Here is a 23,107-nt window from a genome sequence, read left to right as displayed (position 1 = left end):
TTCAGCTTCGGATTTTGTAGCCGATGCGCAAAAGGTGAAGGGTCAGGCCACTGATGGCGGCCAGGGCGGTGCCCACCACCGCCAGACTGAGCCAGGGAGAGACATCGCTTTGGCCAAAAAAGCCGTAACGGAAACCGTCGATCATGTAGAAGAACGGGTTCAGGTGGCTGAGCTTTTGCCAAAACGGCGGCAGCGAATGGATGGAATAAAACACGCCCGACAAAAACGTCATGGGCATGATGATGAAGTTCTGGAAAGCGGCCATCTGATCGAACTTTTCAGCCCACAGCCCGGCAATCACGCCCAGTGAGCCCATCATGGCCGCGCCCATGACGGCAAAGGTCAAAATCCACAGGGGGTTCACAAACGTGATGTTGACCATCCAGCCGGTGATGACAAACACGCCCAAGCCCACGGCCAGTCCGCGCACCACCGAAGAGCCCACATAGGCCACAAACCAGCTGCGGTGCGACAAGGGGGTGAGCAACAAAAACACCAAGCTGCCCATGATCTTGCTTTGCACCAGGCTCGACGAGCTGTTGGCAAAAGCGTTTTGCAGCACGCCCATCATCATCAGGCCCGGCAGCAAAAACGAGGTGTAGGGCACGTTGTCGTACACCTTGACATGGTCTTCGAGCACATGGCCAAAGATCAGCATGTACAGCACCGAGGTGAGCACAGGAGCGCCCACCGTCTGGAAAGCGACTTTCCAGAAACGCAGCACCTCTTTGTAGAGCAGGGTTTGCCAGCCGGTCATGCCAAGGCTCCCGAAGCGGTTTGTTTGCGGTTCATGACTTCAAGAAACACGTCTTCGAGGTCGGCCTGGCGGATTTCCACGTCTTCCACCACCAGGCCCGCTGTGCGCAGGGTGGCGAGGTGGTTTTCAATCTCGACCGCGTTGTGCACCGGCAACTGCACGATGCGGCCCGTGACACGCGCAATGGCCGCGACGGCAGGCGGCAAGTCGCCGTCGAGCTTGAAGCGCAGCACCTGGCTGGTGGCCGAGCGCAGCAAGTCGGATGTGCGCTCGAGCGCCAGCAACTGCCCGCGCTTGAGCATCGCGATGCGGCCGCACAAGGCTTCGGCCTCTTCCAGGTAATGGGTGGTGAGCAAGACGGTGTGGCCTTGCTTGTTGAGTTTGGCGATGAAAGCCCACAGGGTCTGGCGCAGCTCCACATCAACCCCGGCGGTGGGCTCGTCGAGCACGATCACGCGGGGTTTGTGCACCAGCGCTTGTGCCACCAGCACGCGGCGCTTCATGCCGCCCGAGAGTTGGCGCATGTTGGAGCCCGCCTTGTCGGTCAGGCCCAGACTGTCCAGCAACTCGTCGATCCAGGCGTCGTTGTGCTTGACACCGAAATAACCCGACTGGATGCGCAGCGCCTCGCGCACCGTGAAAAACGGGTCAAACACCAGCTCTTGCGGCACCACGCCGAGCAGGCGGCGGGCAGCGGCGTAATCGGTTTGCACATCGTGGCCATGCACCAACACGCGCCCGGTGGTGGGGCGGCTGAGGCCCGCCAAGGTGCTGATCAGGGTGGTTTTGCCTGCGCCGTTGGGGCCCAGCAGGCCGAAGAATTCGCCCTCCTCCACATCAAAGCTGACTTGGTCGAGCGCTTTGAACGCGGCTGCGCCCGCCTGTTTGGCAGGGTAGATCTTGGAGACGGATTGGAAAGAGAGCGCTGGCATGGGAGAGGGCTATTTTAAGTGCTGACCCGCAGACCCCGGGGTGCACGCTGCAGATCGGCCCTAAAAAGCCTCAAAACCCCACACTCAGGCGGGTTGGAGCAGGTCCATCACCCCGTAAAGACTGGCCAATTCGCGCAAGCGCGGCGTCATGCCCTCGACCCGCAAAGCACTTCCCTTGTGGGTCAACACCCGCCGCAAGCCCAAGAGCACGGCCAGCGCCGAGGAGTCAAACTCTGCCAATCCAGAGGCATCCAGGGCCACCGAAGGCGGCAAGGCTGCCGGCAATTGCGTCACCCATTGCGCCAGGCAGGCTTCGGCCTGGTCATGCAGCAAGGTGGTGGGCAGCTTCAGGGGGTTCATTTCGGACCAGATCAAGTAGCTTTGGCGTTGGACTTGTTGCGGGCGGCCAAGCTGGCAATCAGCGCATCGATGCCACCGGCATTGATCTCTTTGGTGAACTGGTTGCGGTAGTTCTCGATCAGCCACACGCCCAGCACGTTCAGGTCAAAAATCATCCAGCCCGAGCCTTGGCCCGGGGTTTTCTCGAGGCGGTAGTCCAATTGGATCGGATCACCCTTGCCGCGCACTTCGGTGTTGACCACCAGGTTTTTGTCTTCCTGACCAGCCCGCAGGGGCTTGACCACCACCACTTGGTCGGTGATCTGGCTCAGGGCGCCCGAATAGGTGCGCACCAACAGGACCTTGAACTCCTCTTGCAGGCGCTTTTGCTGCTCGGGTGTGGCTTTGCGCCAGGCCGGGCCCGTGGCCAGGGCGGTCATGCGGCGAAAGTTCACATGCGGCATCAGCTGCGTGTCGACCAGTTGCATGACCTTGTTGATGTCGCCGGTGCGCAGGGCCTTGTCGGCCTTGATGGCGTTGAGCGTGTCGTTGGTGATGCGTTGGATGAAGGCCTCGGGTGCCTCATCGGCAGCCATGGCCAGGCCCGAAGTCCCCAGCAAGCTGGCGGCGCAGGCGGCCACGAGCACATGGCGGCGGTTCAGGGAAAGAGCGGTATCGATTTTGGACATGAAATAACTATAGGGCCTGCGGCCACAATGCATGTGAACAACTGTAACGGGCTTATTTCGGGTCGGACTCGCCATCACCGTAGTCGAAGTTGGATGGCGGGTTGCCGTCATAAATGTCGTTGCGGCGCTTTTGCAAGAAGCCGTCGCGCACAAAGGAATACGGGTCGAGAGACGCGGCCTTGACCACATCCACCGTTTGCAGCAAACCCGAGCGGATGTCGAGCACCCGTGTCACGGTCAAGGCGTTGCGGGTGGCCTCGTCAGAGATCTGCCTCGACACATCGCCCTGCATGTCCAGCGGCAAGGCCAGGGTGTCACGCAATGTGGACGGCCCCAGCAGCGGCAGCACCACATAAGGGCCGGGCTTGACGCCCCAGTAGCCCAGGGTCTGTCCGAAATCTTCCCTGCGTTTTTCAAGGCGCATTTCGGTGGCCACGTCCAGCAAGCCACCCAGGCCAAAGAACGTGTTCACGTTGATGCGCATGAAAGTCTCGGCCGTGGCCTGCCCTTTGAGCTGCAGGGCGCTGTTGGCCATGGACCACACATCACCCAAGTTGCCCAAAAAGTTGCTCACGCCCGTGCGCACAAAGCCGGGCAGCACTTTCGCATACAGCTGCGCTGCGGGCTTGATGGCCACGTTGTCCACCACGTCATTGAATTGGTAGACGCTGCGGTTCATCGATTCCCAGGGGTCACGCGCATCGGCGGTTTTCACGGTGGCGCAGCCTTGCAAGGCCAGCACGCCGGCCAGCAGCGCCAGCGATGCGCTGCGTTTCGTCCAGGCGATCATGGTTTTTGACTTTCGGGGGCGGATTTTTCGGCCTGGCTGAACAGGAACTGGCTGATCAGGTTTTCCAGGATGACGGCCGACTGGGTGGAGCCAATGCGGTCTCCGGCGGCCAGGTTTTTCTCGTCAGCGCCGGGCGCGACATCAAGGTATTGCTCGCCCAGCAAACCGCTGGTGAGGATTTTCAGGGAGCTGTCTTGCGGAAAGGCGTGCTGGGTCTGCATGCCCAAAGTGACCTTGGCCTGGAAGGACTCGCCGTCAAATTCGATCTTTTTGACACGCCCGACCACCACCCCGGCGCTCTTGACCGCCGCACCTGGCTTGAGCCCGCCGATGTTGTCGAACTTGGCCGTGACCTCGTAGTCCTTGCTGAAACTCCAGGTCAGCAAGTTGGCGGCCTTGAGGGCCAAAAAGAGCACGGCGACAGCACCGAGCAACACAAACAAACCCACCCACACATCATTTTTTGAACGTTGCATGCCGTCCTCCTCAAATGCTGAACATCATCGCGGTCAGGATGAAGTCCAATCCCAACACCGACAAAGAAGAAACCACCACGCTGCGGGTCGTGGCACTGGCCACGCCTTCGGGTGTGGGCTTGGCCACATAACCTTGCAGCAAGGCGATGAAGGTCACGGCCACGGCAAACACCACGCTTTTGATGATGCCGTTGCCCACGTCCTTGAACACATCCACGCCGCCTTGCATCTGGCTCCAGAAGGAGCCTGCGTCCACGCCAATGAGCAAAACGCCCACCACGTAGCCGCCGAAAATGCCCACCGCGCTGAACACGGCCGCCAGCAAGGGCAAGGCGATGATGCCGCCCCAAAAGCGCGGCGCCAAAATGCGTTGCAGCGGGTCCACCGCCATCATCTCGAGGGCCGTGAGCTGCTCACCGGCCCGCATCAGACCAATCTCGGCCGTCAGCGATGCCCCAGCGCGTCCTGCAAACAACAAAGCTGCAACGACCGGGCCCAACTCGCGCACCAGGCTCAGCGCCACCAGCAGGCCCAGCGCCTCGGCCGAGCCGTAACGTTGCAGCGTGTAGTAGCCCTGCAAACCCAGCACAAAGCCCACAAACAAGCCCGACACGGTGATGATGGCCAGCGAGTAATTGCCCAAGAAATGCACCTGGTCGCGCACCAGGCCAAAACGCTTGAGCGCTGCACCCGACATGCCCAGCAGCTTGAAAAACAGCCGTGCAGCAAAGCCCCAGTCGGCCAGCATCTGACGGGTGGACGCACCCAAAGCCCCCAGCATGGCGGTGATCATGCAGACCTCCCGTCGTAATCTTGCGCAGCCGTGGGGGCCGGGTAATGGAAGGGCACAGGCCCATCGCTCAAGGCGTGCACAAACTGGTGGATCAGCGGATCGGTGCTGGCCCGCAGCTCGGCAGGCGTGCCCTGCGCGGCCACACCACCATGCGCGAGGATGACCACATGGTCGGCGATTTCAAAGGTTTCGGTCACATCGTGCGAGACCACCACGCTGGTGATGCCCAAGCTGTCGTTCAGGCGGCGGATCAGGCGCGCTGCGGTGCCCAGCGAGATCGGGTCGAGGCCGGCAAAGGGCTCGTCGTACATGATGAGGTCCGGGTCCAGCGCGATGGCACGGGCCAAGGCCACACGGCGGCTCATGCCGCCAGATATCTCGGAAGGCTTCAGGTCCCGCGCACCGCGCAAACCCACCGCATCGAGCTTCATGAGCACGATGTCGCGGATCAAGGCTTCGGACAAGCGGGTGTGTTCGCGCAAGGGAAAAGCCACGTTGTCGAACACACTCATGTCGGTGAACAGCGCACCGAACTGGAACAGCATGCCCATGCGGCGACGGGCTGCGTACAGCTCGGCCTGGCGCATGGGCATGCTGTCGGCGCCATCAAACAACAGCTGCCCTTGGCTGGCGCGGATCTGCCCGCCAATGAGGCGCAGCACCGTGGTCTTGCCGCCCCCTGACACCCCCATCAGGGCCGTGACTTGGCCGCGCGGCACATTGAAGCTCAGGTTCTTCAAGATGACACGGTCGCCGTACCCGAAAGTCAGGTCGCGCAGTTCAACAAGTGGCGGTGGTGTGGATGGGGTGTTCATGAAAAACAAAAGCCGGGGGGGCCGGCTCTTGTGATGTTAATGAACCAAGGTATGCGCTTTGCGAACCTTGGTGGTCTAGGGATTTTACCTAGAACCGGGTAGCCTCATCGTGGCAGGTCGCTTTGGCCCATCAGGAATTCGTCGACGGCGCGAGCGGCCTGACGGCCTTCACGAATCGCCCAAACGACCAACGACTGACCCCGGCGCATGTCGCCTGCGGCAAACACCTTGTTCACGTTGGTGGCATAGCCGCCTGTGAAGTCGGTGCTGGCCTTGGCGTTGCCACGGGCGTCCTTGTCGATGCCAAAGGCGTCGAGCACGGTGGCGACCGGGTTGGTGAAACCCATGGCCAGCAAGACCATGTCGGCTTTGTATTCCTTCTCGGTGCCGGGCACTTCAACCATCTTGCCGTCTTTGAACTCGACGTGCACCGTGGTCAATCCGGTGACTTTGCCTTTTTCGCCAGTGAACGCTTTGGTGGAGATGGCGAATTCGCGCTTGAGTAGGCCTTTTTCGGCGCTCTCGTCGTGGCTGGAGCTGGTGCGCAGCTTCATGGGCCAGTAAGGCCAGACCATCGCTTTGTTTTCTTTTTCGGGCGGCTCGGGCATCACCTCGAACTGGGTGACGCTCACGGCACCGTGGCGTGTGCTGGTGCCCACGCAGTCGCTGCCGGTGTCGCCGCCACCGATCACGATGACGTTTTTGCCGTCAGCGCGCAGTTGGCCCTTGAGCTTGTCACCGGCATTGACCTTGTTTTGCTGGGGCAGAAATTCCATCGCAAAGTGGATGCCGTCCAGGTCGCGGCCCGGCACGGGCAGGTCGCGCGACTGTTCTGAACCACCAGTCAACAACACAGCGTCAAAGTCTTTCTTGAGTTGCTCAGCACTGACGGTTTCCTTGGCCCAGTTGGTGACCTTGGAATCCTTGGGCCACTCCCCCACCAGCACGCTGGTGCGGATCTTCACGCCTTCGGCTTCGAGCTGCTGGACGCGGCGATCGATGTGCGTCTTTTCCATCTTGAAGTCAGGAATGCCGTAGCGCAGCAAACCACCCACGCGGTCGTTCTTCTCGAACAAGGTCACGTCGTGACCAGCGCGTGCCAGCTGCTGGGCTGCGGCCAGGCCAGCGGGGCCTGCGCCAATGATGGCCACGGTTTTGCCGGTCTTGACTTTAGCAGGACGAGGTGTGACCCAGCCTTCGGCCCAGGCGCGGTCGATGATGGCGTGCTCGATGGACTTGATGCCCACGGCGTCGTCGTTGAAGTTCACCACGCAGGCGGCTTCGCATGGCGCGGGGCAAATGCGGCCGGTGAACTCGGGGAAGTTGTTGGTGCTGTGCAGCACCTCGATCGCGTTCTTCCAGTCACCCTGGTACACCAGGTCGTTGAAGTCCGGGATGATGTTGTTGACCGGGCAGCCGTTGTTGCAAAACGGCGTGCCGCAATCCATGCAGCGGGCGGCTTGGGTTTTCGACTGCTCGGGTGTCAAGCCGATCACGAACTCGCCGTAGTTCTTCAAGCGCTCGGCAACGGGTTTGTAGCCTTCTTCGATGCGCTCAAATTCCATGAAACCTGTGATTTTTCCCATGATGTTTCCTTCGATTCTTGACGTGGGGCTCAGGCGGCAACAGGCTTGGCGGCCTTGGCCGCATTCGCCGCTTTACGTGCGTTGATCTCGCCCAAGGCGCGCTTGTATTCGTTCGGGAACACCTTCACGAACTTGGCGCGGGCCGTGGCCCAGTTGTCCAGCAACTCGCGGGCGCGCTGGCTGCCCGTCCACTTGTGGTGCTCTTCCAGCAGTTTCTTGAGTTGCGCTTCGTCGGCCTGGTCGCGGTGCCAGACCTTGCGGTCCACTTGCGCTTCCTGCTCGGCCACCGTCAGCACTTTTTCCATGCTGACCATGGCGGTGTTGCAACGCGAGGCAAACTCACCGTCTTCGTCGTACACATAGGCGATACCACCGCTCATGCCCGCGCCGAAGTTGCGGCCGGTCTTGCCCAGCACCGCAACAGTGCCGCCGGTCATGTATTCGCAACCGTGGTCGCCTGTGCCTTCGACCACGGCGGTGGCGCCTGACAGGCGCACTGCAAAGCGCTCACCGGCCACGCCAGCAAAGAAGGCTTCACCCGTGGTTGCACCGTACATGACGGTGTTGCCCACGATGATGTTTTGCGAGGCCACGCCACGGAACTCCAGGCTCGGGCGCACCACGATGCGACCACCCGACAAACCTTTGCCGGTGTAGTCGTTGGCTTCACCGATCAGGTACAGCGTGATGCCCTTGGCCAGGAACGCACCGAATGACTGACCGCCGGTGCCTTCCAGTTGGATGCGCAAGGTGTCGTCCGGCAAACCTTCGGGGTGCACCTTGGTCACCGCACCGGACAACATGGCACCGACCGAGCGGTTCACGTTGCGGGCGACTTCCATGAACTGCACTTTTTCGCCCTTGTCGATGGCGGCGCGGCTCTTGGCAATCAGCACGTTGTCCAGGGCTTTTTCCAGGCCGTGGTCTTGGGTGTCCACATGGCGCACGGCCACGGTGGAGGCCACTTGCGGCACGGCCAGCAGGCGACCGAAGTCCAGGCCCTTGGCTTTCCAGTGTTCCACACCGCTCTTCATGTCGAGCAGGTCGGCGCGGCCCACCAGGTCGTCGAACTTGGCAATGCCCAGCTGGGCCATGATCTGGCGCACTTCTTCGGCGATAAAAAAGAAGTAGTTCACGACATGCTCGGGCTTGCCGGTGAACTTCTTGCGCAGTGTGGGGTCTTGTGTGGCCACGCCCACCGGGCAGGTGTTCAGGTGGCACTTGCGCATCATGATGCAGCCTTCCACCACCAGCGGTGCGGTGGCGAAGCCGAACTCGTCCGCACCGAGCAATGCGCCAATCGCCACGTCACGGCCGGTCTTCATCTGACCGTCGGCCTGCACACGGATGCGACCGCGCAAGCCGTTGAGCACCAAGGTCTGCTGGGTTTCGGCCAAACCGATTTCCCAAGGCGAGCCCGCGTGCTTGACCGACGACCAGGGCGAAGCGCCCGTGCCGCCGTCGTGACCAGCGATCACGACGTGATCGGCCTTGCACTTGGCCACGCCTGCGGCGATGGTGCCGACGCCGATTTCGGACACGAGCTTGACGCTGATGTCGCTGTGGGGGGCCACGTTCTTCAGGTCGTGGATCAGCTGGGCCAAGTCCTCGATGGAGTAGATGTCATGGTGCGGTGGTGGCGAGATCAGGCCGACACCAGGCACCGAATGGCGCAGCTTGCCGATGTAGTCGGACACTTTGCCGCCGGGCAACTGACCGCCTTCACCGGGCTTGGCACCCTGGGCCATCTTGATCTGGATCTGGTCGGCGCTCGACAGGTATTCGGCGGTGACACCGAAGCGGCCTGAAGCGACTTGCTTGATGCGCGAGCGCAGGCTGTCACCGGCGGCCAAAGGCATGTCCACTTCGACGTTCTCTTCGCCGATCACGCTCTTCAAGGAATCGCCCAACTTGATCGGGATGCCCTTGAGTTCGTTGCGGTAACGGTTGGCGTCTTCACCGCCCTCGCCCGTGTTGCTCTTGCCGCCGATGCGGTTCATGGCCACGGCCAAGGTGGCGTGCGCCTCGGTGGAGATCGAACCCAGCGACATCGCGCCGGTGGCGAAACGCTTGACGATCTCGGCGGCTGGCTCGACCTGCTCCAGCGGGATGGCCTTGGACGGATCGATCTTGAACTCGAACAGGCCGCGCAGCGTCATGTGGCGCTTGCTTTGGTCGTTGATGATCTGAGCGTACTCTTTGTAGGTGCTGAAGTTGTTGGCACGGGTGGAGTGCTGCAGCTTGGCGATCGCGTCGGGCGTCCACATGTGCTCTTCACCACGGGCGCGCCAGGCGTATTCGCCACCAGCGTCCAGCATGGTGGCCAGCAATGGGTCATCACCAAAGGCGGCGGTGTGCATGCGCAGCGCCTCTTCGGCGATCTCGAACACACCAATGCCACCCACACGGCTGGAGGTGCCGGTGAAGTACTTGTTGATGGTTTCGGTGTTGATGCCGATGGCCTCAAACAACTGCGCGCCGCAATACGACATGTAGGTCGACACGCCCATCTTGGACATGATCTTGGACAGGCCCTTGCCAATGGCCTTGACGTAGTTGTAGAGCGCCTTGTCGGCCGACAGGTCGCCGGGCAGCTCTTTGTGCAGGGCCACCAGGGTTTCCATGGCCAGGTAGGGGTGTACGGCTTCTGCGCCGTAACCGGCGAGCACCGCAAAGTGGTGCACTTCGCGGGCGGTGCCAGTTTCCACCACCAGGCCGGCCGTTGTGCGCAGGCCCTCAGTCACCAGGTGCTGGTGGATGGCCGAGAGCGCCAACAATGCGGGGATGGCCACTTGGGTGGCGTTCACGCCTCGGTCGCTGATGATCAGGATGTTGTGGCCACCCTTGATGGCATCCACGGCTTCGGCGCACAGCGATGCCAGCTTGGCTTCCACGCCTTCGCGGCCCCACAAGGCGGGGTAAGTGATGTCGAGCGTGGCGCTCTTGAACTTGCCTTTGGTGGCTTGCTCGATGTTGCGCAGCTTGGCCATGTCGTCAAAGTCCAGAATCGGCTGGCTCACTTCGAGGCGCATGGGCGGGTTGACCTGGTTGATGTCCAGCAGGTTCGGCTTGGGGCCGATGAAGGACACCAGCGACATCACGATCGCTTCGCGGATCGGGTCAATCGGTGGGTTGGTCACTTGCGCGAACAACTGCTTGAAGTAGTTGTACAGCGGTTTGTTTTTGTCAGACAGCACGGCCAGCGGGCTGTCGTTGCCCATGGAGCCGATAGCTTCTTCACCGGCAGACGCCATGGGGGCCAACAAGAACTTGATGTCTTCTTGCGTGGTGCCAAAGGCTTGTTGCAGGTCGAGCAAAGGCACGTCGGATGCGGCTGCTTGCACGGGGGCTGCGGCCACGTCGTCCAGCTTGACACGCAAGTTTTCGATCCACTGCTTGTAGGGCTTGGCGCTGGCCAAACCGGCTTTCAACTCTTCGTCGTTGATCATGCGGCCTTGTTCCAGATCGATCAGGAACATCTTGCCGGGTTGCAGACGCCACTTGCGCACGATCTTGCTTTCGGGAATCGGCAGCACGCCGGTTTCCGAACCCATGATGACCATGTCGTCGTCGGTGATGATGTAACGCGAAGGGCGCAGGCCGTTGCGGTCCAGCGTGGCGCCGATCTGGCGGCCGTCGGTGAACACGATCGAAGCGGGGCCGTCCCATGGCTCGAGCATGGCAGCGTGGTACTCGTAGAAGGCCTTGCGGCGCTCGTCCATGGTGGTGTGCTGCTCCCAAGGCTCGGGAATCATCATCATCACCGCCTGGCTGATGGGGTAACCCGCCATCGTCAGCAGTTCCAGGCAGTTGTCAAAGGTGGCGGTATCGGACTGACCGGCGAAGCTGATGGGGTAGAGCTTTTGCAGGTCATTGGCCAGCACGGGCGAAGACATCACGCCTTCGCGGGCCTTCATCCAGTTGTAGTTGCCCTTGACGGTGTTGATCTCGCCGTTGTGCGCCACATAGCGGTAGGGGTGAGCCAAGGGCCACTCGGGGAAGGTGTTGGTGGAGAAACGCTGGTGCACCAGGCCAAGGGCCGAGACGCAGCGCTCATCTTGCAGGTCCAGGTAATAGGTGCCCACTTGGTCGGCCAGCAGCAAGCCCTTGTAGACCGCGGTGCGGCTGGACATGCTGGGGATGTAGTACTCGTTGCTGTGCGTCAGGCGCAGGTTCTGGATGGCGGCGCTGGCGGTCTTGCGGATCACGTACAGCTTGCGCTCCAAGGCGTCTTGAACGATCACGTCGGCACCACGGCCGATGAAGATCTGGCGCATGACCGGCTCTTTTTGGCGCACGGTGGGCGACATGGGCATGTCGCGGTTCACAGGCACATCGCGCCAGCCCAGCACCACTTGGCCTTCGGCCTTGACAGCACGCTCCAGCTCTTGCTCGCAAGCCATGCGCGATGCATGCTCTTTGGGCAAGAACACCATGCCCACGCCGTATTCGCCGAAGGGCGGCAAGGCCACGCCTTGTTTGGCCATCTCGTCGCGGTACAGCGCATCGGGCAACTGGATCAGGATACCGGCACCGTCGCCCATGAGCGCGTCCGCACCCACAGCACCCCGGTGGTCCAGGTTTTCCAGGATCTTGAGCGCCTGCGTCACGATGGCGTGGGTCTTTTGACCTTTGATGTGGGCCACAAAGCCGACACCACAAGCATCGTGCTCGTTGGCGGGGTCATACAGACCGGTTGATTGGAAATGTTCTTTTGCACTGGCCGAAGTCATGGGCGCTCCTAAGGGTTTTCACGCAGACCGGAGAGTGTAGTGCACTGCAGCATCCATGCCAAACTTTTTAATTGGGGTCAGATCCCAATTAATTTGACTTTTGAGTTGGCTTTGAATTAATCGGGGACAGATTCAATCGAGGGGCTTTTTGGCAGGTCGACCCGCCTTGCCCGGCACCAAGCGCCGCTGTGTGGTTTGCTGCAAGCCACCCACAAAATTGGCCGACCCCAGCGCCCAGCCCGACAAGGCGCTTTGCGTGAGCTGGTCCTTTTCACGCTGCGCCAAGCCCGTTTGCACCAACTCGGCATAAGCCGCCTCACGGGCAAAAGGGGTGTTGCCCAAGCCCCAAAACAGGGCGTGCGGCGTCACCAACTTGTCGCTCAACTGACCAATACAGTGCCTGTGGCTGGACCATTTGAAGTCGGCGGCTTGGGCCACCATGCCCGCCCGCACCGGGTTCAGGTCGATGTAGACCATGCAGGCCAAAAGATAGCGCTCACTCTCAATGAGGTTGCTGCGGTAGCGCCCTTCCCACAGCGTGCCGGTGCGCTGGTGCCGCAAATTGAAGTAGCGCACATAGGCCCGCCCCACCGCCTGCATCATCTGCGGCAGGCCCTCATCAGTCTCAGGCGTGAGCAGCAAATGGAAGTGGTTGTCCATGATCACGTAAGCATGGATGGCCACCTTGAAAGTTTGTGCATGCTCTTGCCACAGCGCCAGCAAACGCTCACGGTCCGCATCGTCGCGCACGATGGCCTGGCGGTCATTGCCGCGCTGGATGACGTGGTGCGGGTAAGCGGCAACGGTGAGGCGGGGCTGGCGGGCCATGGGAACTCCCTGAAAGAGACCCGCAGTTTAATTGGGATCTGACCCCAATTAAACAGACGCTCAATGGCAAATATTTAATTCAAAATAACTCACAAAATCAACTTTTTGCGAGCACGCTGTGACCCGACTTTTCATTGCATTGGCTTTTTTTCTGTCCATTGGTTTGACCGCAAAATCGCACGCCATGACCCTGGAGCGCGTGGGCAAGGACCTTTTCGCCACGGGCACCACGGTTGATCAGGACTTTTTACAGTTCAAGGAGGCCTTCGCCCAAGGAGGAATTGAGCGGCTGATTTTGGTCAATGGGCCCGGAGGCGATCTCTGGACCGGCATGCAAGTGGCGCGCATGGTGTATGACGCCAAGATCACCACCGTGGCTTCGGGTTATTGCATGTCGGCATGCTCGTTGATTTTCATGGCCGGCCAAGCGCGCACCTTTGGCACGGGGAGTTTGCCAAGAGTGACCATGGTCGGCATTCACGGCGCACACGACCGGGACACCAAACGAGTCGACCCCAGCTTCATGCCTCAGATGTATGCCTTGTACAAACAGCAGATGGGCGACAAATTTGACGCCCAGGTCATCAACCAAGCGCTGTATGACATCAAGGAAGCATCGGGATTTTTAAAAATTCGCGAACTCCAACGCAACCAGGAAAAAGACCGCACACCGTGGTTTTGCAGCACGGGTCAAACCCCTTTCGAACAATGCCAACAACTTACAGGCAAAGACGCCTTCAGCCTTGGCGTGGTGACACAAACCGAAACCGTGCCGCTGCAATTGCCTGCCAGCATGAAAGCGCAATTGGGCTTTTTTGGCCAGTCCTTGGGCGCGCCCATTGTGGACTTGCATGACCGTACAGACACCCTGATTGAGGGGTTTTGCAAAGGCCAGTTGCTGTGTAAGACCATTGGCCTACGGACCTTCAACAACTACCTTGGCGCCAACCACAACAAAGCCATGGCGATTGGCTGGGGCAAAACGGGATACGGCGTGCGATGGGGCGTGGATGACCCCGGGCAGGCCATATTGAGAGCGCTTTACAACTGCAACCACGCCAAGAACAACCCCAAACTATGCCGCCTGGTTTCTGTCAACGAACACGAGGTTCTGCCACTGTATGACGAGGCGAGCGCCCAGGCAACCACTCTGTTGAGCCAGTTGCAAGTTCCTGCTCCAGCGCACATCCAAGCTGAACGCGAAGAACCGGGCGCACGCACACCGTCCAAGTTGCGCTGGGGGCAGGGACTCACGGGCATGACCCCAAAAGCCCTGGAGGGCATTCAACGCTGGGATACCGCCACCCTGGTCCAAGCCCTTCAGCAACCCGCTCGTCCCATGGTGATTGATGCGGCCAGCTTTGGCCCTGTGATACCCGGTGCCTTGAGCTTCATCAACAGCGGTCTGGCATTCGAAGACGACAAGTTGGAACAGCCCTATGCCGAGCGGTTTGCCCAAATGCTGCGGGCAGCAGTTCCCGACCAGAACAAACCGGTGGTTTTTTACTGCAGCCACTCGGAAAGCTGGTTGTCCGTGAATGCGGCCATGCGTGCGCGTCAACTGGGCTACACCCAGGTCATTTGGTACCGAGGGGGCTTCACAGCATGGACCCAAGCAGGCTTGCCCACCGTGGGGCGGGTGCCTGTGGCTGTGTTGTATTGAGTTCTCCCCATGTGACAGCCAACTGAAGCCGGTGCGCTTAAGCTCGGCGGATGCACAAGACAACCATCCGAATTGGCGCAGGCGCAGGTTACGCGGGTGACCGCATTGCGCCTGCCGTGGAACTGGCCGAAAAGGGCCAGCTTCATTACTTGGTGTTCGAGTGCCTGGCCGAGCGCACGATTGCCTTGGCGCAGCTGGAGCGATCCAAAGACCCGGATGCAGGTTTTGACCTGATGCTGGCGGCCCGCATGCGCGCCGTGCTGCCCGCCTGCCTGGCCCATGGCACACGCATCATCAGCAACATGGGCGCGGCCAACCCGCTGCAGGCCGGGCACGCGGTGCTGGCCGTGGCCCGGGAATTGGGCTTACCGCAGCTCAAAGTGGCGGTCGTGCTGGGCGACGATGTGCTGGCCACCCTGACCCAAACCGGCTTGGCGCTGCCCGTGCTGGAGAGCACGCAAACCCTGGCCGACTTTCAAGCCCAACTGATTTCGGCCAATGCCTATTTAGGGGCCGAAGCCTTGCTGCCCGCGCTGCTCACCGATGCCCAAGTCATCATCACCGGCCGCGTGGCCGATCCAGCCCTGTTTTTGGCACCCTTGATGCACCACTTTGGCTGGGCACCCGACGACTGGCAAAGCCTGGGCAAAGGCGTGCTGGTCGGGCATTTGCTGGAATGCGCGGCGCAGATCACGGGCGGCTACTTTGCCGATCCGGGCTACAAGGACGTGCCCAACATGGCCCGGCTGGGCTTTCCGCTGGCCGAGGTCAGCGCCTCGGGCGATGCCGTCATCACCAAAGTGGCGGGTTCTGGCGGCTGCGTCACAGTGGCCACTTGCACGGAACAACTGCTGTACGAAATCGAGAACCCCGCGCGCTACCTGCAGCCCGATGTGGTGGCCGATTTTTCTCAGGTGCAGCTGACGCAGCTGGGGCCAGACCGCGTGCAAGTCACAGGTGGCAGCGGCAGTGAGCGCACCGACACGTTCAAGGTCACGCTGGGCTACCGCGACGGCTTCATTGGTGAAGGCCAAATCAGCTACGCCGGGCCAGGTGCGCAGGCGCGGGGGCAACTCGCGCTGGAGCTGGTGCGACAACGGCTGGCCGATGCCGGATATGGCGAGTTCGAAGGCCGTTACGACCTGATCGGCGTGAACGCGATCTTCGGGGCCTCCAGCCAAGCACCGTCAGAGCCCGCCGAAGTGCGCGCCCGCGTGGCCCTGCGCGTGCCCACCCAACAACACGCCCAGCATGTGGCGCACGAAGTCGAAGCGCTTTACACCAATGGCCCGGCCGGTGGCGGCGGCGCCACACGCAACGTGCGCGAAGTGATTGCCGCTGCCGCCGTGCTCATGCCGCGCAGCGCCGTACACACCACCACCGTGCTGCTCTCACAGGACCACTGACATGCTGCTGCGCGACATCGCCCACACCCGCACCGGCGACAAAGGCAACCGGTCCACCTTGTCGGTCATCGCCTATGACAAAAAAGACTTTGCCCTGCTGGAACAACACCTGAGCGCCGAACGCGTGCAAGCCCACTTTGCAGGCACTGTGCACGGCCCGGTAGAACGCTACGCGCTGCCCCAATTGGGCGCCCTCAACTTTGTCATGCACCAAGCCCTGGGCGGCGGGGTCACCCGCTCGTTGGCATTGGACGCCCACGGGAAATGCCTGAGTGCGCACCTGCTGACATTTATGATTGAATGATTGTTTGACCTACTGGAGAACCCATGAAACGTTTGCGCATTGCCTCTTTGTTGTCTGCCGCCCTGGGCCTTGGCCTTGTGGCCTCGCAGGCGATGGCACAGGCCTACCCCAACAAACCCATCAAGGCCGTGGTGCCTTTTGCCGCTGGCAGCGCCACCGACCAAATTGGCCGCGCTTTTGCACAAAAAATGTCTGAAGTGCTGGGCCAGCCCGTGGTGGTGGACAACCGCGCTGGCGTGAACGGCATGCTCGGCGCCGACGCGGTGGCCAAATCAGCCCCGGACGGCTACACCATCCTGATCGGCACCAACAGCACCAACGCGGCGCTCAAGAGCCTGATGAAAAAGCTGCCCTATGACCAGGACACCGCCTTTGCGCCTGTGGCCTACATGGGCTCGGTACCGCTGATCGTGGCCGTGAACAACGACGTGCCCGCCAAAACCCTCAAAGAGTTTGTGGATCTGGCCAAATCCAAACCCACACAAATCACCTTTGCCAGCGCCAGCACCTCGCAATTGGTGTCGAGCGAAATGCTCTCCAGCATGGCCGGCATCCAAATGACCAACGTGCCCTACAAAAGCGGCCCAGCCGCCATGACCGACCTGATTGGCGGCCAGGTAAACATGTTCACCGCCGACTTTGCGGTCATGTTGCCCCAGGTCAAAGGCGGCAAGATCCGTGGCTTGGCTGTCACCTCAACCCAGCGCTCCAAAGCCATCCCCGAGCTGCCCACCGTGAACGAAGCACTGGGCCTGAAGGACTATGAACTGATCGCCTACTTTGCTGTCTTTGCCCCGGCTGGCACACCCGCTGACATCGTCAACAAACTCAACGCCGCTGTGAACGCTGCGGCCACCGACAAGACCATTCTGGAACGCTTCTCGGCCCTGGGCTTCGAAACCGCCCCAGCCTCACCCGAGGCATTGGCACAACGCTCCAAAGCCGAAACCGCCAAATGGGCCAAGGCCATTCGCGACGCGAAGATTGAACCGCAATAAGGCGTTTGTTGTCTGCTGAGCGCCAGGTCAGACCGCTTCTGATCTGGCGACCAGCGGGTACCTACTGCCCATCAGCGCCTCCACCCCAAACTCCTGAAGCAGCGCCAGCAGGCGCTCGCCGGAGGCGCGTTTTTTCTGACCAGCACACCTCCTCTTTAGGCTATTTCGGTACGAGGGTATTCTGAGTCACTACATAAATTTTTAGCGCGAGTAGCAAGCTCAACCGTAATTTTGGCTCCATCCAACTTCAAGAGAGTAAGTCGCTTACTCGAACGTCCAACACATTAGCGAGTTTTAGCAGCGTTTCTATTGACGGATTGGTCAGTTGTCTCTCAATTTTGCTAACCATTGTTCTATCCACTCCGGCGATCAGCGCAAGTTTTTCCTGTGCAATTCCTCTTTCAGACCTGAACTTTTTCAAGTTTAGTGCAATGGTGTTCCGAATCTCTTCGATGGTGGTGACTTGCTCTTGAGTTTGCATTGCGAACAGTGTGGTGATGTCCCGCCTATAAAGCCACGCACCATCAGTCCACGGCTTTACAAACCACGGTCCAAAAGCTACAATCAAGTCTCAATTTCAGAATTGAATTGAGAGTCCTACCACCCACATCAAAGGAAAATTCATGAAACTCGGAAAAATTGTTGCTGTTACAGCAACTGTCGTAGCAGCAACCAGCTCGCTCGCTCAAACGACTTGGTCTACCTATGGCAACCACACTTACGGTACAAACAGCAATGGCAACAGCACAACTTGGTCCACATATGGCAATCACAGCTATGGAACAAGCAGCTCTGGTGCTACTCGTACTTGCTCAACATACGGCAGCAACACATATTGCAATTAATGTCTAATTTAGACATTTCTATAGGATGGTGTATCAATAGCGAAAGTTTTGCTATTGCTTTTGATCCACCATCTAAACTTATACCGCCTAAAGACATCACTGCAAACTCCAAAGGATTCTTGAGTTGCCCTGCAGTACGCAAATTCTCTGAAGGAATTTATCAAGTACTTTCCCCATTTTCTTTAAAATTAAGAGTTGTAGAAAATAATGGCCAATTAGCCATAGTCCCCGTATACCCCTTCACATCACTGAGCGAAGAAATTGCCAGAATTTTTGTAAAAATTGAACCTCAAGAAACGTGGAACACAAACACAACTGCAGTGGTGCAAATTCCTTCACCGTATGTTTTTATCTCCGATCATAAAATTTTAATCGAACAATTTAGTCCGGAATTGTCAAAAAAATCCAAAATGAATTGGAGAGTAATTCCAGGAAAATTTGATATATATGCATGGCAAAGGCCACTAAATTGGGCATTTGAATGGGATTTATCTTGTGGCGATTTTGAAATCAGAGCAGGTGAGCCACAATATAATATTCGCTTCATACCGCAAGAACAGCCTATCGAAAAGTGCAAAATCACACTTGAAAAAGTAGAACTCAACAAATCAATTCGTGAAAGATTAGCGCTCACTAGGGATGTAGCAAAGATCAAAAGAGGCACATCACAATTGTTCTCAAAAGCAGCGCAGCTAAGAGAAAACAAAACATTTTTAAAAAATAATGAAGACAATTAATCAAGCAATAGTAGTTGATGAAGTACTTCAAGCATTTCACTCCCATGGCAATTTACATTTAATTTTTGGCGTGGCCAGCGGTGAAACCTCATCTACCGGCGAAGACATCTACAAGCCCACAGTCCACCTAGCAATACCTGAATCGCGTATTACCCACATCTCAAATTTATTAAAAATTGCTCTCAATCAATTAAACGAAGAACCTTCAATTATTGAAAAAATCAACGAGACAAATACAGAAATTTTTGAGCAGTTTGGCACCCCTCTATTCCATATAAAGCCGACCATATGAAATTATCAATTTTTTTATTTGCTGTATACGCAGCACAGGTTAATGCAGAAACATTTGGCAACAAAATATGTGTATATTTTTCAGCATCATCCGAACCAGCAAGATGCTTTAGAAAATTATCGGATTGCGAAAACCATCTGGAAAAAATAAGTGCCTTCGAATCAATAAGAGATGCCACATGCAAAGCAAGATGATTTCGGAAAGAAATTTCTAATTTACTTTAGAAGTTAGGGATTTATTTAGTCGGCCCTGCAAAACCCCTGCAACCCGCATGAAAACGTGTGATGTGGGGTGAATCCGGATGGTCAGAACTCTCAAATAGATATCCAATGGAAGCTGTTTTCTGGGAGTTTTTGAAAGCAGCGCCATGACCGATGACTTTTTCCGCAACCGCCTCGATCAGATGATCGATTTGCGCCACCCTCTGGCGGTGCTGGCCAACCGCATGCCTTGGCAAGAGATCGAAGCATCTCTCGCTCAACGCTGGGCACGTCAGGTCAAGGCTGGCAAGAAGTTCGAAGACTTGGACTTGTTTGGCCCGGTCTCGGCCGTTGCCGGTGGCGGCGTCTCCAATGCTGGCCGGCCTCGTTTGCCCACCCGTCTGATGGTGGCGCTGCTGTACCTCAAGCATGCGTTCAACGAGAGTGATGAGGATGTGATCCAGCGCTGGGGCGAGACACCGACTTGGCAGTACTTTTCTGGCAACGAATACTTTGAGCACCAGTGGCCGTGCGATCCAACCCAACTGGGGCGCTTCCGCAAAGCCCTTGGCGAAGAAGGCGTGGAAGAACTGCTCGCCCGCACCATGGAAGTGGCGGTCACCCTCAAGCTGATCGCCAAGAAAGAATTGACCCGCGTGATCGTGGACTCCACGGTGCAAGAGAAAGCCGTGGCGCACCCCACAGACAGCAAGCTGCTGGAGACCGCCAGGTCCAAGGTGGTGGAGGCGGCCAAGGCCAATGGCATCGAGCTCAAGCAAACTTACGCCAAAGAAGGCCAACTGCTGGGCTACAAGGCTGGGCGCTACGCCCATGCGCGTCAATTCAAACGCATGCGCAAAGTCATCAAACGCCAGCGCACCATCGTTGGCAGGCTGCAGCGCGAGGTGGCTCGCAAGATGACCACGCTCAGCCAAGCCATACAAGACACCTTGGGCCAGACCTTGGGCAAGGCCAAACGCTTGGTCACGCAGACCGGCAGCCGCAAGGCAGTGGACAACCGCGCCAAGCTCTACAGCTGGCATGCACCCGAGGTGGAGTGCATCAGCAAGGGTAAGAGTCGTAACCCGTACGAGTTCGGTGTGAAGGTGGGCCTGGCCATGACGCTCAAGGGCAATCTGATCGTGGGTGCCAGGAGCTTTCCTGGTAACCCGTATGACGGCCACACCATGCACGAGCAGATCGAGCAAAGCGCCATCTTGATGCAAGGCTTGGGCGTCAAGCCCAGTGTGGTGTACGCCGACCTGGGTTACCGGGGCGTGGACAAGGACAACCCGGACATCGAGATCAAACACCGGGGCAAAGACAAGCGGCTGACGGATGAAGAGCGCAGGCTGCTCAAACGACGCCAAGCGATCGAGCCGATCATCGGGCACCTCAAAGCTGATCACCGCATGGACCGCTGCCACCTCAAAGGCTCAGAAGGCGATGCACTGCACGCGGTGCTGTGCGCGGCGGGCTACAACATCCGCTGGCTGCTGCGGATGATCGTCAAGAAAGGCCTGGGCCTTTTGTTGTGCCTGCTGCAGGTGAGCGGTTTGACGGGCTTGTTTGCGAAATGGGCAGAAATCTTCGGCCTCAACCGACTGCAAAACTCAGATCAACCCTGGGCGCTGGCTTGAAATGAATTTTGCAGGGGTGACTATTTAAGCGCAATCTATCAGCCAAAAAAACTAATAAAATTAAAACTTATCGAATTAAAATTAACCCAAACCATTCTGAGCGAAATTTTTTAAACTCAGTTCATAATCTTTATTTGGCATCAAATCGAATGTATATATTTTTCAAAAGTAAAGGATGGTCTGAATAATTAGCCACAGACAATGGCAAATAGCCACTGACTTCCAGAGCTTGAGTTTTCGGTCCAACCAGCCAAGTCGTATGGGAGTTTGGGTACCACTTTGACCCTGGCTGGCCCTCAGTCGCGCCATTTTTCATGGCTCCAGACGCACTCATCCCTGCGCCCCTTGCAACTTTGCCCTCACCATCCACAAATTGGACAGGGCAAACAAGGTGACCAACTGCGCCGTGTTCTTCTTGAGCCCACGGTAACGCGTTTTGACATAGCCAAACTGGCGCTTGATCACTCGAAACGGATGCTCCACCTTGGCTCGAATCCCGGCCTTGGCTTTTTCAACCTGGTCTGTCAGCTGATCAAGCGGATTGCTCTTGTCCAAGGCCCTGCGTTTGCCTGGGCGCATGGCAACGTGCCATGTCACGCCGGGTTTGGCATCGGGACGTTTGTGGATGCCTTGATAGCCCGCATCGCCATACGCGTCCACTTCTTGCCCATGCAGCAAGCTGTTACCTTCGAGCACATCGTGAACATGGCCCGATGTACCCCGCACGGTGTGCACCAAGCCTGAGTCTGCGTCCGCGCCAATGTGGGCCTTCATGCCAAAGTGCCACTGGTTGCCTTTTTGGCTGGAGTGCATCTCCGGGTCGCGGGCTTTGTCGTTGTTTTTGGTGGAGCTGGGAGCCGCAATGAGTGTGGCGTCCACCACGGTGCCGGTCTTGAGCAGCAAACCGCGCTCGATCAGTAAGTCATTGACGGTGGCCAGGATTTGCTCGGCCAGTTTGTGCTTTTCCAGCCGATGACGGAACCTCAAGATGGTGCTCTCGTCGGGCATGCGCGAGAACTCTGGGAGCTGGGCAAATTCCCGGTACAAAGGCACATCAAAGAACGCCTCTTCCATGCCCGGATCCGACAAGGTGAACCACTGCTGCAAAAAGTGCGTTCGCAGCATGGTCGCCAACGAGAAGGGTGGACGCCCCTTCTTGCCTTCGGGGTAGTAAGGCGCGATCAAATCGATCAGCGCCTGCCATGGGACGACTTTGTCCATCTGCTCCAGGAATTCGCGCTTGCGGGTTTTCTTCACGCTCAGGCTCAACTCAAGGCTTGCTTGTTTCATGGGTCAATGATGCCCGGCGGGGCTTACGCCAGGCACACAGGGTCTGGACTTTTGCAGAGTTTCCTAAAGTCAATTGAGTTGAATAGCTTATAAATTCGTACTCAAAGGATACCGCCCACCCATCAGCGCCTCCACCCCAAACTCCTGCAGCAGCGCCAGCAGGCGCTCACCCGAAGTGCGCTTTTTCTGGCCGGTGTACTTGGCCAGGATCAGCTCGTTTTTCATGCTGTGTTCCCAGCCCACCAGTTCGGTCACCGTGACCTGGTAGCCCTGTGACTCCAGATACAGACAGCGCAAAACGTTGGTCAGCTGGCTGCCCACTTCGCGGGTGTGCAGGGGGTGACGCCACAGCTCGGCCAGGGGCGTGCGTTGCAAATTGAGCGCCTTGTTCTGGTTGAGCGCTCGGGCCAATTCGGCCTGACAGCAAGGCACCAGCACCATGTACTTGGCTTTCTTTTGCAGGCCAAAAGCGATGGCGTCGTCGGTGGCGGTGTCGCAGGCGTGCAGTGCGGTGACCACGTCGATTTGCGCGGGCAGCTGATCGCTTTGCGTCGATTCGGCCACGCTCACGTTCAAAAAGCGCATGCGCTCAAAACCCAGTTTCTGGGCCAACGCTTTGGACGACTCGACCAGTTCGCTGCGCGTTTCGATGCCGTAGATCGTGCCTTGACCCAGCGCCTTGAAAAACAGGTCGTAAACGATGAAGCCCAGATACGACTTGCCTGCGCCGTGGTCAGCCAAACTCGGGCCGCTGTCGCTGGCGGGCAGCTCCAGCAGCAGCTTTTCGATGAACTGGAACAGGTGGTAAACCTGCTTGAGCTTGCGGCGCGAGTCCTGGTTGAGCTTGCCCTCGCGGGTCAGGATGTGCAGCTGTTTGAGCAGCTCGACAGACTGGCCGGGGCGTACATCCAGGTCAAGCGGTTTTGGGGCAGAGGTGAGTTTGTGTTTGGGCATGTAGCCATTGAACCTATTATTTTGAGACAGATTGATGCCG

At 58.4% G+C, this 23,107-nt stretch carries 21 protein-coding genes; 7 read left to right on the top strand and 14 right to left on the bottom strand.

Going from position 1 to position 23,107, the window contains the following annotated elements:
* Position 1: 1 nt before the first annotated feature.
* From QZ190_RS10280 to QZ190_RS10230, 11 genes are all read right to left on the bottom strand, one after another.
* Entirely contained in the window at positions 2-757 is a 756-nt protein-coding gene (locus QZ190_RS10280) for an ABC transporter permease (protein ID WP_291915763.1), read from the bottom strand.
* Complete coding sequence (locus tag QZ190_RS10275) at positions 754-1,689, bottom strand: ABC transporter ATP-binding protein (protein ID WP_291915760.1); 936 nt, start codon at positions 1,687-1,689, stop codon at positions 754-756. Before QZ190_RS10275 ends, QZ190_RS10280 begins: the two co-directional genes overlap by 4 nt.
* 84 nt (positions 1,690-1,773) lie before the next feature.
* Entirely contained in the window at positions 1,774-2,049 is a 276-nt protein-coding gene (locus tag QZ190_RS10270; protein WP_291915756.1) for an STAS domain-containing protein, read from the bottom strand.
* An 11-nt stretch (positions 2,050-2,060) separates the two neighbouring features.
* The gene (locus tag QZ190_RS10265; RefSeq protein ID WP_291915753.1) at positions 2,061-2,717 is read right to left on the bottom strand and encodes a phospholipid-binding protein MlaC; all 657 of its coding nucleotides are present in this window, start codon (positions 2,715-2,717) and stop codon (positions 2,061-2,063) included.
* Between the two features lie 52 nt (positions 2,718-2,769).
* Positions 2,770-3,507, bottom strand: coding sequence for a VacJ family lipoprotein (locus QZ190_RS10260; protein WP_291915751.1), 738 nt, complete (start codon positions 3,505-3,507; stop codon positions 2,770-2,772).
* Positions 3,504-3,983 carry an outer membrane lipid asymmetry maintenance protein MlaD gene (gene mlaD / locus QZ190_RS10255; protein WP_291915748.1) on the bottom strand — a complete coding sequence of 160 codons (480 nt, stop codon included), beginning with the start codon at positions 3,981-3,983 and terminating at the stop codon, positions 3,504-3,506. Before mlaD ends, QZ190_RS10260 begins: the two co-directional genes overlap by 4 nt.
* A 10-nt stretch (positions 3,984-3,993) precedes the next feature.
* Positions 3,994-4,776: a lipid asymmetry maintenance ABC transporter permease subunit MlaE gene (gene mlaE / locus QZ190_RS10250; RefSeq protein WP_291915746.1), complete on the bottom strand. Its 783-nt coding sequence runs from the start codon at positions 4,774-4,776 to the stop codon at positions 3,994-3,996.
* Positions 4,773-5,591, bottom strand: coding sequence for an ABC transporter ATP-binding protein (locus QZ190_RS10245; RefSeq protein WP_291915745.1), 819 nt, complete (start codon positions 5,589-5,591; stop codon positions 4,773-4,775). The genes mlaE and QZ190_RS10245 overlap by 4 nt, the downstream gene beginning before the upstream one ends.
* Positions 5,592-5,695: 104 nt before the next feature.
* Complete coding sequence (locus QZ190_RS10240; protein ID WP_291915742.1) at positions 5,696-7,177, bottom strand: glutamate synthase subunit beta; 1,482 nt, start codon at positions 7,175-7,177, stop codon at positions 5,696-5,698.
* Positions 7,178-7,206: 29 nt separating this feature from the next.
* Positions 7,207-11,910 carry a glutamate synthase-related protein gene (locus QZ190_RS10235; RefSeq protein WP_291915740.1) on the bottom strand — a complete coding sequence of 1,568 codons (4,704 nt, stop codon included), beginning with the start codon at positions 11,908-11,910 and terminating at the stop codon, positions 7,207-7,209.
* 132 nt (positions 11,911-12,042) lie between these two features.
* Positions 12,043-12,738 (bottom strand): transposase, encoded by a 696-nt coding sequence (locus tag QZ190_RS10230; protein WP_291915738.1) that lies wholly within the window; start codon positions 12,736-12,738, stop codon positions 12,043-12,045.
* 118 nt (positions 12,739-12,856) lie between these two features.
* Between QZ190_RS10230 and QZ190_RS10225 the strand changes: the two genes are divergently transcribed.
* From QZ190_RS10225 to QZ190_RS10210, 4 genes are read left to right on the top strand one after another with little or no spacing between them, the layout of a single operon-like run.
* Positions 12,857-14,401, top strand: a complete 1,545-nt coding sequence (locus QZ190_RS10225) for a rhodanese-like domain-containing protein (RefSeq protein ID WP_291915735.1) — start codon at positions 12,857-12,859, stop codon at positions 14,399-14,401.
* Positions 14,402-14,451: 50 nt separating this feature from the next.
* Entirely contained in the window at positions 14,452-15,807 is a 1,356-nt protein-coding gene (locus tag QZ190_RS10220) for an acyclic terpene utilization AtuA family protein (RefSeq protein WP_291915732.1), read from the top strand.
* Between the two features lies 1 nt (position 15,808).
* On the top strand, positions 15,809-16,111 hold the full coding sequence (locus QZ190_RS10215; RefSeq protein WP_291915729.1) for a hypothetical protein: 303 nt from the start codon (positions 15,809-15,811) through the stop codon (positions 16,109-16,111).
* 23 nt (positions 16,112-16,134) lie between these two features.
* A complete protein-coding gene (locus QZ190_RS10210; protein WP_291915726.1) occupies positions 16,135-17,109 on the top strand; it encodes a tripartite tricarboxylate transporter substrate binding protein in 975 nt (324 codons plus the stop codon).
* A gap of 247 nt (positions 17,110-17,356) precedes the next feature.
* Here the strand turns inward: QZ190_RS10210 and QZ190_RS10205 are convergent, their stop codons facing one another.
* Positions 17,357-17,677, bottom strand: coding sequence for a helix-turn-helix transcriptional regulator (locus QZ190_RS10205; protein ID WP_291915723.1), 321 nt, complete (start codon positions 17,675-17,677; stop codon positions 17,357-17,359).
* Positions 17,678-17,953: 276 nt separating this feature from the next.
* On the opposite strand from QZ190_RS10205, the gene QZ190_RS10200 reads away from it, so the two are divergent.
* From QZ190_RS10200 to QZ190_RS10190, 3 genes are all read left to right on the top strand, one after another.
* Positions 17,954-18,691, top strand: a complete 738-nt coding sequence (locus QZ190_RS10200) for a hypothetical protein (RefSeq protein ID WP_291915720.1) — start codon at positions 17,954-17,956, stop codon at positions 18,689-18,691.
* Positions 18,678-18,983, top strand: a complete 306-nt coding sequence (locus tag QZ190_RS10195) for a hypothetical protein (RefSeq protein ID WP_291915719.1) — start codon at positions 18,678-18,680, stop codon at positions 18,981-18,983. The genes QZ190_RS10200 and QZ190_RS10195 overlap by 14 nt, the downstream gene beginning before the upstream one ends.
* Positions 18,984-19,350: 367 nt before the next feature.
* Positions 19,351-20,823, top strand: a complete 1,473-nt coding sequence (locus QZ190_RS10190; protein WP_291915717.1) for an IS5 family transposase — start codon at positions 19,351-19,353, stop codon at positions 20,821-20,823.
* Between the two features lie 330 nt (positions 20,824-21,153).
* Here QZ190_RS10190 and QZ190_RS10185 read toward each other — a convergent pair whose 3' ends face one another.
* Positions 21,154-22,113, bottom strand: coding sequence for an IS5 family transposase (locus QZ190_RS10185; protein ID WP_291915714.1), 960 nt, complete (start codon positions 22,111-22,113; stop codon positions 21,154-21,156).
* A gap of 87 nt (positions 22,114-22,200) precedes the next feature.
* Positions 22,201-23,067 (bottom strand): SAM-dependent methyltransferase, encoded by an 867-nt coding sequence (locus QZ190_RS10180; RefSeq protein ID WP_291915711.1) that lies wholly within the window; start codon positions 23,065-23,067, stop codon positions 22,201-22,203.
* Between the last annotated feature and the right edge of the window lie 40 nt (positions 23,068-23,107).

It is taken from the genome of Limnohabitans sp. (assembly GCF_017848645.1).
Taxonomy (GTDB): Bacteria; Pseudomonadota; Gammaproteobacteria; order Burkholderiales; family Burkholderiaceae_C; genus Limnohabitans_A.
The sequence above is the reverse complement of the archived record's forward strand: the minus strand, read 5'-3'. Positions and strand labels throughout refer to the sequence as shown.

What these genes read in the sequence shown, in the direction of transcription:
- QZ190_RS10280 (WP_291915763.1), bottom strand. Translation starts at nt 757, where the DNA reads ATGACCGGCTGGCAAACCCTGCTCTACAAAGAGGTGCTGCGTTTCTGG.
- QZ190_RS10275 (WP_291915760.1), bottom strand. Translation starts at nt 1,689, where the DNA reads ATGCCAGCGCTCTCTTTCCAATCCGTCTCCAAGATCTACCCTGCCAAA.
- QZ190_RS10270 (WP_291915756.1), bottom strand. Translation starts at nt 2,049, where the DNA reads ATGAACCCCCTGAAGCTGCCCACCACCTTGCTGCATGACCAGGCCGAA.
- QZ190_RS10265 (WP_291915753.1), bottom strand. Translation starts at nt 2,717, where the DNA reads ATGTCCAAAATCGATACCGCTCTTTCCCTGAACCGCCGCCATGTGCTC.
- QZ190_RS10260 (WP_291915751.1), bottom strand. Translation starts at nt 3,507, where the DNA reads ATGATCGCCTGGACGAAACGCAGCGCATCGCTGGCGCTGCTGGCCGGC.
- mlaD (WP_291915748.1), bottom strand. Translation starts at nt 3,983, where the DNA reads ATGCAACGTTCAAAAAATGATGTGTGGGTGGGTTTGTTTGTGTTGCTC.
- mlaE (WP_291915746.1), bottom strand. Translation starts at nt 4,776, where the DNA reads ATGATCACCGCCATGCTGGGGGCTTTGGGTGCGTCCACCCGTCAGATG.
- QZ190_RS10245 (WP_291915745.1), bottom strand. Translation starts at nt 5,591, where the DNA reads ATGAACACCCCATCCACACCACCGCCACTTGTTGAACTGCGCGACCTG.
- QZ190_RS10240 (WP_291915742.1), bottom strand. Translation starts at nt 7,177, where the DNA reads ATGGGAAAAATCACAGGTTTCATGGAATTTGAGCGCATCGAAGAAGGC.
- QZ190_RS10235 (WP_291915740.1), bottom strand. Translation starts at nt 11,910, where the DNA reads ATGACTTCGGCCAGTGCAAAAGAACATTTCCAATCAACCGGTCTGTAT.
- QZ190_RS10230 (WP_291915738.1), bottom strand. Translation starts at nt 12,738, where the DNA reads ATGGCCCGCCAGCCCCGCCTCACCGTTGCCGCTTACCCGCACCACGTC.
- QZ190_RS10220 (WP_291915732.1), top strand. Translation starts at nt 14,452, where the DNA reads ATGCACAAGACAACCATCCGAATTGGCGCAGGCGCAGGTTACGCGGGT.
- QZ190_RS10215 (WP_291915729.1), top strand. Translation starts at nt 15,809, where the DNA reads ATGCTGCTGCGCGACATCGCCCACACCCGCACCGGCGACAAAGGCAAC.
- QZ190_RS10210 (WP_291915726.1), top strand. Translation starts at nt 16,135, where the DNA reads ATGAAACGTTTGCGCATTGCCTCTTTGTTGTCTGCCGCCCTGGGCCTT.
- QZ190_RS10200 (WP_291915720.1), top strand. Translation starts at nt 17,954, where the DNA reads ATGTCTAATTTAGACATTTCTATAGGATGGTGTATCAATAGCGAAAGT.
- QZ190_RS10195 (WP_291915719.1), top strand. Translation starts at nt 18,678, where the DNA reads ATGAAGACAATTAATCAAGCAATAGTAGTTGATGAAGTACTTCAAGCA.
- QZ190_RS10190 (WP_291915717.1), top strand. Translation starts at nt 19,351, where the DNA reads ATGACCGATGACTTTTTCCGCAACCGCCTCGATCAGATGATCGATTTG.
- QZ190_RS10185 (WP_291915714.1), bottom strand. Translation starts at nt 22,113, where the DNA reads ATGAAACAAGCAAGCCTTGAGTTGAGCCTGAGCGTGAAGAAAACCCGC.
- QZ190_RS10180 (WP_291915711.1), bottom strand. Translation starts at nt 23,067, where the DNA reads ATGCCCAAACACAAACTCACCTCTGCCCCAAAACCGCTTGACCTGGAT.